We start from the raw sequence: 16,596 nt of genomic DNA, 5'->3' as shown, positions 1-16,596 counted from the left end.
CGTAGCAGAGGGTGGCTTCGACCCCTGTTACAGCCTGATTTTCTTGAATTAAATATTTATCGGTTGAAAAACAGGCTGTAAAGGCGGACGTGTTCACTTCTCCACCATCCCTCTACCCCTTCGCTATTTTTGCTTCCTGTCCACCACTAATTTCTAAGTTGAGCCTTTTAAATTTACTCTTTTTAATATTAATGTGTATGCTTAACCATTTTTTTGTTGGAAATGATTCATAAAGTCAGTTAAGGCTTTGATACTGCTATATGGTACAGCATTATAAATGGAAGCACGAAGTCCCCCTACACTGCGGTGTCCCTTTAAGCCCACAAAACCTTCTTGTTCTGATTCCTTCGCAAATTGTTTTTCAAGCTCCTCAGAGCCTAGACGGAAAGTAACGTTCATAATAGAACGGCTATTCACATCTGCACAACCACGATAGAAGCCACCACTTTGATCAATCGTGTTATAAAGCAAGCTTGCTTTTTCATTGTTTTTTTGTTCAACCCCTTGTAAGGAGCCTTGCTCCTCAATCCATTTAAGGACCTCATTGATCATGTAAACCCCAAAAGATGGTGGTGTATTGTACAAGGAATTGTTATCAGTATGTGTATCATAACGTAACATAGTGGACAAATGGGACGGTGAATTTTGCACCAATTCCTCGCGTGCTAATACAACCGTTACACCAGAAGGACCTAGGTTTTTCTGAGCACCTGCATACACAAGCCCAAACTGATTTAGATCAAATGGTCTACAAAAAATATCACTAGACATATCCGCTACTAATGGGATATTACCTGTGCTTGGAAACTTATGAATTTGTGTTCCTTCGATCGTCTCATTGGAGGTAACATGGAGATAAGCGGTATTTTCTGGTAAGTCAAGCTGACTTAAATCAGGCATCGCTAAATATTTTTGCTCTTCAGAAGAAGCAGCGACAAAAGTATCCCCAATCAGCTTCGCTTCTTTAATCGCCTTATTTGCCCAGCTTCCAGATTTCACATAACCAGCACTTTTACCTGCTGTCAATAAGTTCATAGGAACCATCGCAAATTGCGTGGATGCCCCGCCTTGTAGAAATAATACCTTGTAGCCTTCAGGGTTACCAAGCAAATTAAGCAAGCGGCTTGCCGCCTCATTATGAACTTTCTCATACACTGCACCACGATGAGACATCTCCATAATTGACATTCCTGTACCCTGATAATCCACAAATTCAGCTTGTGCACGTTCCAACACTTCAAGCGGCAATGCCGCAGGTCCAGCATTAAAATTATAAGCTCTCTTACTCACTGCTTCCCCCATCCTCTCATCTGTTTGTTTCAACAGTTCATGTTTAATCCTTCTTGTCCACATTTGGATAAACATAATGATAGCAACTATTTCTGGCTTCATCAAGAAAATATTGCATTAAAAGAGTAATTGTTTGCAGAATTGACACATTAACGCTTTATCAAGGCAGAGAAGTGAAAAAATTCATAGCTTCGTGTCCATTTAAATACATCTCCTGGCGCAACCTCAATCTCAATAAAGGTTTCTGGAGAAATGACATGCCCGCTCCCCCAAACCGCAACATTTTTGAGTGGAAATTGACTTATTTCACGTATTCCGACCCCACTTGGCTGATGAATCAATTCCCATATCCAAGGAGATTTTAACTTCGTTGGTGTATTAGAACGAAAATAAAAGGGAGAAACTGCTGGCTGTTTCCACGAGATTAGAGTGCTAGTTTGCAGCTCAGTAAAAATAAGATTTTGGATTGTGTTTGGATCATCATAAGTAGGTTTAATTTGAAAAGGAAATTTCAACATGTACTCATCACTAATAACATGGTTATCAATACCAATAAAATTATGACAATATTCAGTTGTGTGTAGCTTTAAGTCACCTACATTATGCAGCTCATAGTGAATGTGTAGTGAATTTTCGATTAGTGTCAATTGTTTTTCAAGCTGAAAGGCATAACCCTGACAAGGTTTAGGTAAGCTAATAAATTTAATTGTTGCAGCATTAATCTGCTCCACAATCACCTCATAAGGTTCAATAGTGTAAGGGAAATCAAATTGATATTGTCGATTATCTGGTTTAGTTAGTAAACCAACGCCTATTTTCGAAAATTGCTGGGTGGGTAAGATTTCATCATAACCAATCCCCTGAGACATCCCAAACTCATTACATAAACCTATTCCGTTTGTTCCTTCAACTTCTATTAGACTTTCAGGGACACAATATTGATGACTCCCGTCCAATAACTCAATTCCAGTAATAAAACCAGTCCAATCAAAGCGGGCACCTTGATATTTTCCGGGAAATGCAATTTGTACAGCTAGCTTATCATTCATAAGCTGGTAGGACATGAGCATCGCTACCCTTTCATTTAAATTAACTAGAATCATCCAATTAAATTTAACTATTGGCGAGTTTTCAGACACGCCCTAGCTTCACTTTTAACGTATGGCTTTGACCTGTATCAAGTTCAGTAAATAAAGCACGTGGAAGAACACATTTGAATTCTGAATTTACTTGCTCCTGTGGCAGGCTGCTCACTTTATTGCCATTCAGCATAATTTCGTATTTATTAATTTGATATTTACCATAATCAAGCCGATCCACATTTTCGTATTCAATTCGTAGTTTTCGATCTGCAAATAGCGTTTCTACCACTGCTAGTCCTTCTTGGTCAAATTGCTGTGCTAATAGCTTCGGCTCTAACTGCAAATCGCCATAAAGCCCCTTCACACCATACGCCTCTGTTAGTTCAGTTAACAATAACCAGCTTGCAGAACCCGTCAAATACGTGTACATCCCACGTCCCTTGGCGTTAATATATTCTGGAACACCAGGATACATCCGACTGACAGGGAAATTAGCAGATAACTTGTAAATAGAGTTAAGAACATCATACCCCTCTTGAACAAAACCTCGTTTATAAAGTGCATTAGCATACATCACAGTCATGTGACTAAACATCGCACCATTTTCTTTATGCCCAAAAGCAAAACCAAACGCTCTACCTAAATTTTGTTGAATCTCTCCAAAATTAGAATTTAACCGATATCCAATCTCTTCATCCTTTAAATAACGATTCACAGCAGTAATTATTTCTTTAACCTGCTCATCTGTTGCTACACCGCCCATAATCGGGAACACCTGACCTGTTAAGGTCATACGAACCCCGTTAGGATGATCCCCCTCTACTCGTTTAGCATCATTATTGTAATAACCGTTATACCAGCTGTATCCTTCTTGATTTCCAATCCACTCATTTGTACGAAGATGCTCTGTTAACCACATCGATTTCTGATGAAGGTCATTAGCAACCTGAACAATATCCAATTCAAGCTGTTTGCCACTTATCGAAGGCATTAGGCTATCATAATAGCGTTCAAGCAACGCTTGCTTCGCATCAATACTGTTATAATCGATAGGGTGAGACAACGTGTCTAGTAAAATAGTCATTTCCTCGGCTAATGCTATTTTTTGAATGTTGCTGCGATCATGCACGTCTAGTAATAGCTTGACAATTTCTTTTAAATTACTAGCGTAAAAAGCTGTAAATGCTACACTTTCTCCATGATCTGCACCAAGATCCAGGCCATCATTCCAGTCTGCGCCCTCCAGCTTGATATTTCCATGCTTACCCACATGAAAAAATGGAGTTATATTTTGCAATATCATATGTTCAATAATTGTACCCTTATATATATGTCCATGTTGATCTACCAGATGATTACCTTGATTTACATTCCATTCTTTATCCTTCACCTGACAACGTCGATGAAAGGCATCACTAAAATACGTTTGCGGCTGAAGCAATATATCTACATCACCAGACTGATGAATATACAGGAGTGTAGTTAATAGCGGCCATGCGCCATGATCCATCCACACTCGTGGAATGTTGTTGCGATCAGCAATAAATTGACCTGGCTGGCTCCCAATAATGGTTGCATTACTACCATCTATACGAACACCAGCAAAATTATTAATTAGTAAATTACGTACCTCTGCAGGCTCCATGACCATTAATGCTAGACAATCCTGCCACAAATCACGCCAGCCACGTCCCCCACGTCCATAATCATGATAAGGTAAAAAGGAATTACCATATAATCTTCTCAAAATAGGCTGGATTGTGACCCATTTCAGCCATAAATTATAATCAGAATCACCAGATTGGAACGACAATACGTCTAGCTTATCATTCCAATATTGCTCTGTTAATGTAAGCCAAGTGTCAAATTGCTGTTCCGATAAATATTTATTTCTTAATTCATGACCTTCAATATCACCATCAGCAATCATCATCATTGTAATATAGCTTATGGACTGTCCTGGAGCCAGCTCTACAGTAGCAAAACGTATGCCACCTACGGCCTCATAACCCTCAATGACTTCCCCTGTATGTGCCGTTGGCTCCATATTAGCAACAACAGCTTTGGGCCAACTAAATGAGCCACCTTCACCAATAAAATCATCCACGATTGGAAAAAAGCCAATAGGACTTTTCCCCTGACCTTCTGCCCCAAGTACCGTATAGGTTTTATGATTCACCCGATGCCCACGCTCATCAAATGATAACGTTGGTTTAACAGTGATGCCATACGATAAGGTATATATTCGATGAAGCAATGAGGTGACGTGACGATGATCACGTAAATCATCCGCAGACCGAGCATACAATGGGATGGCAGAGGTTGGCGTAAACGTAATTGCCTCCGTAGATGTATTTGTAATTTTCACCTTCATCAATTCAACTTGATCCTCACTTGGGGGAACAATATTGGTTGTTTCAGCTTTTAAGCCAAGCTTTTTATGTTTTCTCGTAAGCTTATGCCAGAGAAATCCAGCCTCAATCTCACTTTCCTCCTCTTGCCCACTAAATTTTAATCCTTGCTGCTGTGCAGAATTCCCACTAACAGACCATGCCCCTTCACCCTCAACAAACAGCCAAAAGTTTCTCGCTGCGTTGGAATTATGAAGGGATTCTACAGAGATTGGCTCCATTAAAAATGTGTTATGTCCTGAGGTGATGCTACCATGAAGTGTAGGTGTGACCGCAGACATCATCCCTGCTTCGTTCACAAGCGGAAAATACAAATAATTACTTTCGTCCCCATGCTTTAATTGAAAAACACCATGGCGATCCTTAAAGCGCCAGCTTTCTTGTGTCATTTGCCAATCCTCCATTTTAAAATATATATAGTTTTCCGAAAAAATTTTCGGATATTATGTTTAAAATTTGATATTTTACGAAAACGGTTTCGTTAGTGAAATTATTACACTGATTTTTTATTTTGTAAAGTTATATTTACTACAATTGTCACACTGCTGCCGCCCTCTTATTAACCCTTTATTTTCTGCTTATTTGATAAATTTTCATTTCTTTAAATGATTTATAAACCGTTCATTTTAGTCTTTAGTTATACGCTATACATTGACGTGGTGGTTTAATTAAGGTACACTAATTTACGAAAATTTTCGCTCAGTTCTTGTTTTTCCTTTAAATAAGGCAAAGACAAATTTTCTTTCTTAAAATAGCTATCTTATACTTGTATTAATTGAGTGTACTGCTTGTGATGGAGGAGGGTACTATTGAAAATGAATATTAAAAAAATAGCTGAGCTGGCAGGTGTATCCGTCTCTACCGTCTCAAAGATTATGAATAACTATAGTGATATTTCAGAGGAGACAAAAACGAGGGTTCTCCAAATTATGAAGGAAACTGGTTACGTCCCTTCTAATTCAGCTAAAACATTAGCAACTAAAAGATCTAATCTTATTGGGGTCATCTTTGCCGGAAAATTAAATATTGATTTCACACATCCCTTTTTTATCGAGGTGCTTAACTCTTTTAAGAAGCAGATGGGCGTATTAGGATATGATTTATTATTTTTTTCAAATGAAAAGTCTCATACAGTAGACGGTGATTATTTGGCTAGATGCCGACATTTCCAAGTGGATGGCTGTATCATCGTAACAGGGCAGCAATTAGAGCCCTCAATCTATGAATTAGATCAGAGCGAAATTCCTTGTATTGGTGTAGACATCGAACTAACAGGGAAAACATCAGGCTATATTATGTCTGACAATTTCAACATGGCTTACAAGGTAGTGGAGCATTTTTATTTACAAGGCTATCGTAAGTTAGGCTACATTGGGAGCACCATGGAATCTCATATCTCCAACATTAGAGAAAAGGGATATAAAAATGCAATTGAAAGCTTTGGCCTTACGATTCACGATACGTGGTTTATGAATGGCGATACGTTTTTTGAGGCAAGTGGATATGAAGCAATGAAAACGATGATGAAGCGTGGCCATATTCCTAGAGCGATCTTTGCTGCTTCAGATTTACTTGCTATTGGTGCCATGCGAGCATTAAAGGAAGCTTCGCTTGAGGTACCTAAGGATATCGCGATTATTGGCTGTGATGATATTGAAGCGTGTCAATATACTACACCTACGATTACAACGATTCGGCAAAACAAAGAAAAAATCGGTAAGCTTGCTGCATTAATGTTATTTGATCTTATTAACAATCAAGCCGAAGCGAGTAATATCGTTGTTGAGCCTGAGCTTATAATTCGAGCATCCTGTGGCGGAGGAAATATGGATTAAAATAAAATAACCCTAGCTATCTACGAAACTCTGCTAAGAGTTCGCATGGATAGCTAGGGTTTTGTTCTGTAATCAGAACAGCTTTTTTAGATTACTGATTAGTTATTGGATTTATTAGTCACTCGATTACATATCGTAATACAAGCTGAATTCATGAGGATGGACACGGATTGCTACACTTCTTGCCTCAGCACGTTTGAAGTCAATATAATTAGCAATGAATTCCTTTGTAAATACGCCACCTTCAGTTAAAAATTCAGAATCTGCTTCAAGTGCATGAAGTGCTTCCTCTAAAGAACCCGGAACACTACGAATCCCTGCTTTTTCTTCCTCAGGTAACTCATAAATATTTTTATCAAAAGGTCCATATCCAGCAGCCTGTGGATCAATTTTACGTTTGATACCATCAAGTCCAGCCATAAGCATGGCGGAAAATGCTAGGTAAGGATTAGCTGTAGAGTCTGGGGTACGGAACTCAATCCGACAGCCCTTTGGTGTTACCGCAGCAACTGGGATACGCACAGCCGCAGAGCGATTACCTTTAGAATAAACTAAGTTTACTGGTGCTTCATAGCCCGGAACAAGACGTTTGAAGGAGTTGGTACTTGGGTTCGTAAATGCAATCAATGCAGGGGCATGATACAAAATACCACCGATATAATGAAGTGCCATCTCACTCAAGTTAGCATAAGCACCTTTTTCATAAAACAAAGGGGTGTCGCCATCAAAGATAGATTGGTGAACGTGCATCCCACTTCCGTTATCTCCAAACAATGGCTTAGGCATAAACGTTGCCGTTTTACCAAATTGAACTGCTGTATTGTGAACAATATATTTATATTTTGTTAGGTTATCAGCGGTTTTGAGTAGTGTATCAAATCTAAAGTTAATTTCAGCTTGACCTGCTGTCGCTACTTCATGGTGATGACGTTCGATGCGAAGTCCAGCATCCTCTAACAAGCGGCACATTTCACTGCGTATATCCTGTTGTTGATCCATTGGAGCAACTGGAACGTATCCTCCCTTGACAGGGATTTTAAAGCCTGTATTTCCGCCTTCCTCTGCACGTCCAGAGTTCCAAACCGCTTCCTCAGAATCTACAGCATAAAACGATTTGTTCATCCCACTTTCATAACGCACATCATCAAAAATGAAAAATTCAGATTCAGGTGCAAAAAATGCTGCAGTTCCTACACCACTTGTTTTTAGATAATCTTCAGCGCGAGTAGCAATACTACGTGGGTCACGCTCATAACGGTCTCCATCAGGTGTATAAATATCGCACAATACATTTAACGTTGGGTGTGCAGTAAAGGGATCCACATAAGTAGATGTCGGGTCTGGCATCATCACCATATCCGATTCTTCAATGCCACGAAACCCTGGGATAGATGAACCGTCAAAAGCAACTCCATTCACAAATGTATCTTCATCGACTTCTTTAGCCGGTAAAGTAATGTGGTGTGTGCGTCCAGACAAATCAGTAAAACGGAAATCGACCCACTCAATTTGTTTCTCTTTAATTGCTTTAAGAACTTGCTCTGCTGACATTTGATTTCCCCCAATCACGAACATTAGGCTATAGTTTACCCCCTAACGTTCATCCTTTTTACGTATTCTGTCGTCATTATAAAACCGTAAAAAGTCATCGTCAATACCCATGTTAGGTATTTTTATGCCTCATGTTAGCTTTTATTACATTCAGTACAAATTTCTCGACAAATAGTATAAAAGTACAGTTCCAGCAGTTCCCAGCCTTATTTTAAGACCCCAGTAAAACACGATCTTCAGTTTAACATTTCATGATTAAATTTTAAAAATGATCTATCTATAACTAATAAAAAAATGTCCTTTGTAGAGGGACACTCCCTTACAAAGGACATTTTTAATTTAAACCAAATTAGAGCACAGCACTTTTTGGTGTTGCAAAGGTTTTACCAAGTAATGGCGCTAATTGTTCTAAATCACGCAACAAAGCAGCAAATTGATCTGGGAATAAAGATTGTACGCCATCTCCTGTCATTGAGTTATCTGGATCCGTATGCATCTCAATAATTAAGCCATCTGCTCCAGCTGCTACGGAAGCCTTGGTCATTGGCTCTACAAGCTCACGACGCCCCGTACCATGGCTTGGGTCAGAGATAACAGGCAAGTGACTTAAGCCTTGTAACACAGGAATTGCCGCTAAATCAAGTGTATTACGAGTGTATTGCTCAAACGTACGAATACCACGCTCACATAACATGACATTTGGATTGCCACCCGCAAGAATATATTCTGCTGCATTCAAAAACTCATCATATGTCGCACTAAATCCACGTTTCAATAAAACCGCTTTGTTGCACGTACCTAATTTACGTAGAAGGTCAAAGTTCTGCATGTTACGTGTACCTACCTGCAAAATATCTGCGTATTCCGCACATACATCAACATATTCAGGGGTCATGACCTCAGTAATTGTAAGTAATCCATGTTTTTTGCCTGCGTTAGCCATCATTTCTAAACCTTCAACGCCTACCCCTTGGAAGCTATAAGGGCCTGTACGAGGTTTAAATGCACCCCCACGCAATACCTGCCCGCCTGCTGCCTTCACAAGTCTAGCAATTTCATCAATTTGCTCTGGTGATTCTACTGCACAAGGACCACCCATAACTACAAGCTCGCCACCACCAATTTTTACATCGCCAATTTCAATTACAGTGTTTTCTGGATGGAATTCACGACTTGCTAGTTTATATGATTTTGAAATTTTAATTACACTTTCAACATCTTTTAATTGACGTAAATGCTCCGCTAACTTTGGCTCGATGCTACCAATCAAGCCAATTACAGTCCGATCACTGCCACGAGAAACATGAACTTGAAGTCCTTCTTTTTCAATCAAAGCAATAATTTCCTGTACACGCTCTTGTGGCGTTTGATTGGAAGTAATAACGATCATAATCAATCATCCTCTCATATTTAAAGCATCACTGAAATACAATTTTTATATTATATCACATTTTCGCGCTTAGACGCTTTTATGCTTGTTTGCTTTTAAGCTTTTAATCGTTAAAGTAATTTTACATGATTAACCGATATTCGTCAACAACATCATTATGTAATAAATATAAACTTAATTAACTATGTTGGAATAACATCTCACATAAAAAAGGACTAACCCCAATCCAGGTCAGTCCTACCTTTTACTTAAAGTTATATAAATTATGACTTTTTACTTTCTTTCTTTACAGGAGGAAGCAGTTTGCTCATATTTACGGTTCTTACAATTTCCCATGTATCAGGATTAGCAGGGTCATATTGCTCTAAATAAGCGATAACCTCTCTCGTGATTGGGGTCGGTGTGGATGCTCCCGAGGTCACTGCTACCTTCTCAATACCTTTTAGCCATTCAAGCTTTAACTCACTTACGTCTGCAATTCGATAAGCCGTTGTGCCCGCGATTTCCTCCGACACCTGTGCTAACCGATTAGAGTTATTACTGCGTGGATCGCCTACAACAATAACAAGATCAGCTTGACCTGCTTGCTCTGCTACTGCTTCTTGTCTTACTTGGGTCGCTAAGCAAATTTCATTGTGTACCTCAGCACCGGGATATTTAGCGATCAATCGATTCATAATGTGTCTTATATCCCATTGGCTCATCGTGGTCTGGTTCGTAATTATGATCTTATTTCCTTTTATGTTTAAACTGTCGATTTCTTCTTCCTTTTCTATCAAATACACATGTTCTGGTGCAATACCCACCGCACCTTCTGGTTCAGGATGCCCCTTTTTACCAATATAAATAATTTCATAACCCTCTTCTGCCTTCTCTTTAATGAGTACGTGGGTTTTTGTTACATCAGGACAGGTTGCATCAACTGTAGTTAAGCCTTTATCTCTGGCCAATTTACGGACCTCTGGCGATACACCATGTGCTGTAAAAATGACAGTACCACTCTCAACCTGGCTTAGAATTTCAAGTCGATTTGGGCCATCTAATGTAATTATTCCTTCGTCCTCAAAGGAGTTTGTAACATGACTGTTATGCACAATCATACCTAATATATAAATTGGACGGGGTAAATCCAAATTTTTCGCTGCTTGCCTTGCCAGCACCATTGCATCCACCACACCATAACAATAACCTCTTGGCGATATTTTAAGGACTTCCATTTACTTCACCTCCATAATCTACTACTTGATTATAACTCAAATTTGAATGATATAACACAACTAGCATCACACAATATAAATAAAGCATCTTTAAATAAGGCGCCTTATTTATATTTAAAGCCTTAAATAAAATTCATTCTTGTCAGTAACCGTCTAATTCTTGCACCAAGCTCACCAATTTTAAATGGCTTCGTTAAATAATCATCCGCACCTAGCTGTAATGCACGTACAATATCATTTTCTTCCTTCCGTCCAGTGAGCATAATAACAGAATGCAAATCCGTATGTGGGATGGAACGAATTTTTTCTAACACCTCTAGCCCATCCATTCCAGGCATAATGCCATCAAGAATAATTAAAAACGGTGCACGCTCTGCATGCCATGGATCCCTGAAGAAATGTTCTCCACTCCGAAAGGAGCGGATGTCTACTGTAATAATTGCCGACAAATCTTCCGTCAAATATTGTTTAAGCATCGTTCTTATAATGGAATCATCATCAATAATGGCAATGTTTAGCTTGCGTAAATTACGACTTTGCTGGGCTCCTGATCTACCAATTTCCACACAACGACGCCCACGTTTTTTTGCACAATACAGTGCATTATCAGCAATCTCAAGTATTTTATTGCATTCCTCTTGCGTTATCGCTCGTCCTTGGGTTATGCCTACTGAAAAGGTCACATGAAAGGTCGTATTAGCATAGCTAAAATCTAGCTGAGAAAATTGTTCGAGCAACGTTTCCATCCGCATTTTTGCCTTTAATTCATCCATCTTAGGCATAATTAAAACAAATTCTTCCCCACCAAGGCGAATAAGCATATCCTTAATACGTATATTTTCTTTCATAAAGGCTGCAAACTGCTGCAAAACTTCATCCCCAGTGAGATGTCCATAACGATCATTAATTTGCTTAAAAAAGTCCAGATCAATCACAGATAACGAGAAGCAACTCGCTTCTCGTTGATAATCACGACATAATTGTCTAAAAGCTTCATCTAAGTATTTACGGTTCATCGCACCGGTCAATTCATCCATAAACAATAAGTTGCCTAGTTGCTTTCGTTTTCTCATCTGTCTTTTCAGGCGTGCCAATAAATCATCCATATCTAAGGGCTTGTTAAGGAAATCATCTGCACCCATATCAAACGCTTTAATACGACTGCTCTTGCGAGTGTCTGTACTAATAATAGTCGTTGGAATTAATCCTTTACTAATACGCTCCTTAAGCGCATCAATAACTTGAAAACCATCTTTTTCGGGAATGATAAGGTCAATGATTAAACTGTCAGGGGAGAGGTCATAAAAGTAGCGAATGGCTTGATTCGGATTCACAGTAGCTACGACAAAAAAACCCTCAAGCTCTAGCTTATCCTTCAAAAACTGCAGCAAAACTGCATCATCGTCTAAAATAAGCACAAGCGGTTGTTGCTCCACATGGGGAATACGCTTTAATGTCATTAATGATTTTTGGGTTGGTTTTCCTTGATGCTCTAATTCATAAGTAGCCTTCATGAGCGGAATCAAAAAATTTTGTAGATTCTGAGGTTCCCACTCTTCTATGTCTATGCTATTCAGTTCATTAAGAAGTGATGCCGCCGTCACTGATAGACCAAACATCCTCAAAGTGCCCGCAGTGCCTTTCACAGAATGTAAAAAGCGACGCACTTCTGTAACAGAAATAACGTCGTTTAAATCAAACCAGCTATCCATTTGCTCATGGATGTTATTATATAAAAGTGTAATATATTTTTGCATAGCGACTTCTCCTCGGGTGACTGAACGGTAGGTCGTTTAAATGTGTTGAAGAACTCGCAGATAAGTATAATTCATCGTATGAAGCAGGTCAATCATTAATAATAACAGGGAGCCAGATCACAAAGGTGGTCCCTTGTCCTTGTTGAGTAAAAACTTCAACTGAGCCTTGATGCTCATCAATAATCCATTTTGCAATCGCTAGTCCTAACCCTGTTCCTGGTGTCATTCCGCGGGACGGATCAGCACGATAAAACCGCTCAAATATGTGCGGAATTTCACTGCGATCCATACCAATGCCCGTATCCTTAATCCTAATCCCTACGTATCCCTGGCTTTCTATCGCATCTATAACAACTTCACCTTCCGGTGTATACTTAAAAGCATTTTCAATAAAAATGAATAGCATTTGCTGTAAATAATCTTTACTTCCAATAACATAGGCATTTTCTAGTGCACTCAAATCACCTTGGAGCCATTTTGCTTGACGAGGAAGAAACTGAGCACGCCTCACAACCTCATCTAGTAATGGCATCAGTGGTAACTTTTCCTTTACCATCATTTTCCCCGCATCCGCACGAGCCAAAGATAACATATCATTGACCAATCTACTCATGCGTTGGGATTCACCTACAATATCATTAATAGCTTCATACGATATTTCAATCATTTTTTGAGAATCGATATGACTATTGCCATCCTTATTTTGATCCCACATCTTTTTAAGCAAATCAACATTCCCACGAATTGTAGTTAATGGCGTACGAAGCTCATGAGAGGCATCCGATACAAAACGTCGTTGAGCGGCATATGCCTCCTCAATTTCTCGGTAGAAGCCTTCCGTTCGCTCAAGCATTTGATTTAATGTGCCAATTAAGCGACCAATTTCATCATTTGGTCCATCGTAATCAATCCGAACGCTAAGGTCGTTTCCTGTTTGAATCCCGTTGGCAGCTTTAATCACCTTGCCAATCGGGGCCATAGATTTATGAGCAAGAAATAAACCAAAGGTACTTGCCACAGCGAGCGTAACAAAAGAACCAAAAATCAATATGTTCTTCATTTGCTGCATTAACCGATTTTCAGCATTCGTATCCGCTGCAAGCTGAAGCACACCAACAATTTGCCCCTGAAATGCAATGGGACCTTCATACAGCAAATAATAGTTACCATTATCTATCATGCTTTGGAATATCCCGTTTGTTCCTAATTCTTGCACACTCGGAACCTTAAATTCCATTCCTCGATTCCGCATGCCAGCGGACCGACTAGAGTGATCTGTCACATAGTTATTAAGCTGCCATAATATTCTGGCGTCCTCAAGCCTGATTTTTTGTTCATCCTCTATAACTAAATCCCATCCCTGAAGCATAGTCACATTTTTAGATTGATCGATTGCCTTTGCTTGCTCAATGATACGATTTTTAACCTCTTGGAATGTATTATATCTAACAATGGCATAGATAGACCCGGAAAATAAAATTAACGTTACAGCAAGAATACTGGTATACCAAGCCGTCATCCGAAGTCTAACTGACATTAAGAATCTCCCCTTAAAATATAGCCTGCTCCCCGAATCGTTTGAATAATTCGCTTCCCGCCATATTCTTCTGTTTTTTGCCGCAACATTGCAATATATACTTCTAATACGTTGGATTCACCACTGTAGTCATAACCCCAAATTTTATCCATAATCAAGTCACGAGTAAGTAAACGCTTTGGGTTTTGCATAAACAAATATAATAGCTCAAATTCTTTAGCAGTTAGCTCTAATCGTTGCCCTGCACGCAGCACTTCACGAGAATCCATATCCATTATAATATCTTCAAACACAAGTCGTCCGCCTTGTCCTTCATTTTCGGACACTGTTTCCTTGCGCCGCAGTAGCGCACGCACTCTCGCCATTAACTCCTCTAACGCAAACGGCTTTACTAAATAGTCATCTGCGCCTGTATCTAGTCCCTTGACTCGGTCCTCAACTTCATCCTTTGCTGTAAGCATCAAAATAGGCACATTACTTCCTGCCGAACGCAATCGACGGCAAACCTCAAAACCATCGATTTTAGGCATCATAACATCTAAAATAATCATGTCCGGTTCTTCAGATAATAATTTATTTAGTCCTTCTGCACCATTATTTGCAGTTTGAACCTCATATCCTTCAAACGCCAATCCTCGGCGTAACATGGATGTTATTTTTTCGTCATCATCAATGACAAGTATAGACGATCTCAACTTCCCCACTCCTTAGTTACGATATATTCCATCATCTTATCTTATTTTATCAAAACAAGTTAATCTTTTGCATCCTTTGCAGCTGTAATGAAGTGAAAAATGACGTATGTATGCAAGTAGCAGACTACAGTGAGTCTGCTACTTTCTAACTCTTTAATTAAATTATTAATTTTATTATTGTTGTTCTAGATTAGAAAAATCATTTTTGTTGCCAATCGTTACTTTAATATCCATCGTTTTTCCTCTACGAACAACGGATAAGGTAACTTCTTTCCCTACCTCTTGCTTTTGGATATAACCAATTAATTCTTCTTTAGTTGAATACTTTTTACCATCTGCACCTGTAATAATGTCATATGGCTGTAAATCTGCTTTGTATGCAGGTGAATTAAAGACCACATTAGACACTACAGAACCTTCAGTAATATCTGTTTCCATTTGTTTTGCAACTTCCTTTGTCATTGTCATTAAAGTCGCGCCAATAAATGGAACTGGTTTTTCAGGTATTTTTTCGTTATTTTTTAATTTTTCTAAAACTTCATTCACAGTAGATGTTGGAATAGCAAAACCAATACCTTGTGCTGTAGAGCTAACCGCAACATTAATCCCTACAACCTCACCATTAAGGTTGAGCAATGGACCACCTGAGTTCCCCGGGTTTATAGAAGCATCAGTTTGTAATAAATGCTCATACTCCCGATTTTTCTCGCCATTTTCGCCAGCAATCGTAATTCCACCACGTTCTTTGGCACTTAACACACCCGCAGTTACGGTATGATCAAAGCCTTGTGGGTTCCCAATCGCAACTAACCATTCCCCTACTTTCGTATTATCCGAATTGCCTAATGGAATTGATGGGAAATTATCACCTTCAATTTTCAAAACAGCAAGGTCAAGCTCATAGCTCGTACCTAACACTTTAGCTTCATATGGCTTATCTTTATCTTGCAAGGTTACCTGTACAACATCTGCATTGTGTACTACATGCTCGTTGGTTAAAATATAACCCGCTTTATCAAAAATAAATCCAGAGCCAATTCCCGTTGGGACTAATTGGTTTGAGTTACTACCTTCATTTGAGCCTTGGTTTGATCCATCATCTGTTCCTCCTTGTGAACGGTCACCAAAGAAGTAACGGTAAAACGGATCATTGCTATAAGGACTCGCTGATTGATTATTTTGTTTGCTTGCCTTTACTAAGGTTTCTATCTTGACTACTGCTGCCCCAGCTTGATTAACCACATTAGTCACATCTCCTGGCTTAGTCATCGGCAACACTACAGAAGCATTTGTCGCATTAGAGGTAGTTGCTGTAGCAGGAACTGCAGCATTACTTAATGATTCATTTGATGTAAATAAGTTTTGTTTATCCGCATAAACCATACCACTAAGCATAATCAGCATTCCTGCTAGCGTTCCAGCAATGATTGTCTTAAAGGAGGTTTTTCTAGGACGCTGATTGTATTGCCAGTTATTATTCCCACCATTTTGACTTCCACTAAAATTGGAGCTTGGAGTTAAGTTCCTTTCTGGTGGTGTATATCCACTCGAAGTTAGGCTTGGTGGAATAGGTTTAACTGGTTCTGGTTTTGTAATTTCCACATTTTCATCGTTCACACTCTGCATTTTTCCTTCCACAGTATCTTGTTCTGAATTATAGGATTGGGACTTAAAGGAACCATAAGAATAATGATAAGAAGATCCAGTCTCAGGGGAATCTTGCGATCTATCGTTTCCGTTAGGCCCCCAGTTTTGTTCAGGTTTATTTTTGTTGTTTTGATCTTCCATAATGCATATACCTCCTTCCCCGTTAGGGGGATTATTGATTGTT

General features: G+C 39.1%; 11 protein-coding genes. 1 reads left to right on the top strand and 10 read right to left on the bottom strand.

Annotated features, from left to right (window positions below):
- Positions 1-201: 201 nt before the first annotated feature.
- From serC to J2Z32_RS09380, 3 genes are all read right to left on the bottom strand, one after another.
- The gene (serC, locus tag J2Z32_RS09390; RefSeq protein ID WP_210088947.1) at positions 202-1,302 is read right to left on the bottom strand and encodes a 3-phosphoserine/phosphohydroxythreonine transaminase; all 1,101 of its coding nucleotides are present in this window, start codon (positions 1,300-1,302) and stop codon (positions 202-204) included.
- Positions 1,303-1,439: 137 nt separating this feature from the next.
- Entirely contained in the window at positions 1,440-2,360 is a 921-nt protein-coding gene (locus tag J2Z32_RS09385; protein WP_210088899.1) for a hypothetical protein, read from the bottom strand.
- Positions 2,361-2,421: 61 nt separating this feature from the next.
- Entirely contained in the window at positions 2,422-5,172 is a 2,751-nt protein-coding gene (locus J2Z32_RS09380) for a GH36-type glycosyl hydrolase domain-containing protein (protein ID WP_210088898.1), read from the bottom strand.
- Between the two features lie 426 nt (positions 5,173-5,598).
- Here J2Z32_RS09380 and J2Z32_RS09375 point away from each other — a divergent pair, with 426 nt between their 5' ends.
- Positions 5,599-6,618, top strand: a complete 1,020-nt coding sequence (locus J2Z32_RS09375) for a LacI family DNA-binding transcriptional regulator (protein ID WP_210088897.1) — start codon at positions 5,599-5,601, stop codon at positions 6,616-6,618.
- A 126-nt stretch (positions 6,619-6,744) separates the two neighbouring features.
- Here J2Z32_RS09375 and glnA read toward each other — a convergent pair whose 3' ends face one another.
- The 7 genes from glnA to J2Z32_RS09340 all read right to left on the bottom strand — a co-directional run bounded on the left by glnA (position 6,745) and on the right by J2Z32_RS09340 (position 16,553).
- Positions 6,745-8,169 (bottom strand): type I glutamate--ammonia ligase, encoded by a 1,425-nt coding sequence (gene glnA, locus J2Z32_RS09370; protein ID WP_210088896.1) that lies wholly within the window; start codon positions 8,167-8,169, stop codon positions 6,745-6,747.
- A 349-nt stretch (positions 8,170-8,518) separates the two neighbouring features.
- The gene (aroF, locus tag J2Z32_RS09365) at positions 8,519-9,559 is read right to left on the bottom strand and encodes a 3-deoxy-7-phosphoheptulonate synthase (RefSeq protein ID WP_210088895.1); all 1,041 of its coding nucleotides are present in this window, start codon (positions 9,557-9,559) and stop codon (positions 8,519-8,521) included.
- Positions 9,560-9,822: 263 nt separating this feature from the next.
- Positions 9,823-10,776, bottom strand: a complete 954-nt coding sequence (locus tag J2Z32_RS09360) for a 4-hydroxy-3-methylbut-2-enyl diphosphate reductase (RefSeq protein ID WP_210088894.1) — start codon at positions 10,774-10,776, stop codon at positions 9,823-9,825.
- A 122-nt stretch (positions 10,777-10,898) separates the two neighbouring features.
- Positions 10,899-12,533 carry a GGDEF domain-containing response regulator gene (locus J2Z32_RS09355; protein ID WP_210088893.1) on the bottom strand — a complete coding sequence of 545 codons (1,635 nt, stop codon included), beginning with the start codon at positions 12,531-12,533 and terminating at the stop codon, positions 10,899-10,901.
- 88 nt (positions 12,534-12,621) lie between these two features.
- A complete protein-coding gene (locus J2Z32_RS09350; RefSeq protein WP_210088892.1) occupies positions 12,622-14,070 on the bottom strand; it encodes a sensor histidine kinase in 1,449 nt (482 codons plus the stop codon).
- Entirely contained in the window at positions 14,070-14,765 is a 696-nt protein-coding gene (locus J2Z32_RS09345; RefSeq protein ID WP_210088891.1) for a response regulator transcription factor, read from the bottom strand. The genes J2Z32_RS09350 and J2Z32_RS09345 overlap by 1 nt, the downstream gene beginning before the upstream one ends.
- A 174-nt stretch (positions 14,766-14,939) precedes the next feature.
- On the bottom strand, positions 14,940-16,553 hold the full coding sequence (locus tag J2Z32_RS09340) for a S1C family serine protease (RefSeq protein ID WP_210088890.1): 1,614 nt from the start codon (positions 16,551-16,553) through the stop codon (positions 14,940-14,942).
- Positions 16,554-16,596 lie beyond the last annotated feature (43 nt).

It is taken from the genome of Paenibacillus turicensis (assembly GCF_017873435.1).
Classification (GTDB): domain Bacteria; phylum Bacillota; class Bacilli; order Paenibacillales; family Paenibacillaceae; genus Fontibacillus; species Fontibacillus turicensis.
The sequence above is the reverse complement of the archived record's forward strand: the minus strand, read 5'-3'. Positions and strand labels throughout refer to the sequence as shown.

Excerpts from the sequence above, each read along its gene's own strand:
- aroF (WP_210088895.1), bottom strand. The coding sequence starts at position 9,559 with ATGATCGTTATTACTTCCAATCAAACGCCACAAGAGCGTGTACAGGAA.
- J2Z32_RS09385 (WP_210088899.1), bottom strand. The coding sequence starts at position 2,360 with ATGCTCATGTCCTACCAGCTTATGAATGATAAGCTAGCTGTACAAATT.
- J2Z32_RS09350 (WP_210088892.1), bottom strand. The coding sequence starts at position 14,070 with ATGTCAGTTAGACTTCGGATGACGGCTTGGTATACCAGTATTCTTGCT.
- J2Z32_RS09355 (WP_210088893.1), bottom strand. The coding sequence starts at position 12,533 with ATGCAAAAATATATTACACTTTTATATAATAACATCCATGAGCAAATG.
- serC (WP_210088947.1), bottom strand. The coding sequence starts at position 1,302 with ATGGGGGAAGCAGTGAGTAAGAGAGCTTATAATTTTAATGCTGGACCT.
- J2Z32_RS09380 (WP_210088898.1), bottom strand. The coding sequence starts at position 5,172 with ATGACACAAGAAAGCTGGCGCTTTAAGGATCGCCATGGTGTTTTTCAA.
- J2Z32_RS09375 (WP_210088897.1), top strand. The coding sequence starts at position 5,599 with ATGAATATTAAAAAAATAGCTGAGCTGGCAGGTGTATCCGTCTCTACC.
- J2Z32_RS09360 (WP_210088894.1), bottom strand. The coding sequence starts at position 10,776 with ATGGAAGTCCTTAAAATATCGCCAAGAGGTTATTGTTATGGTGTGGTG.
- J2Z32_RS09340 (WP_210088890.1), bottom strand. The coding sequence starts at position 16,553 with ATGGAAGATCAAAACAACAAAAATAAACCTGAACAAAACTGGGGGCCT.
- glnA (WP_210088896.1), bottom strand. The coding sequence starts at position 8,169 with ATGTCAGCAGAGCAAGTTCTTAAAGCAATTAAAGAGAAACAAATTGAG.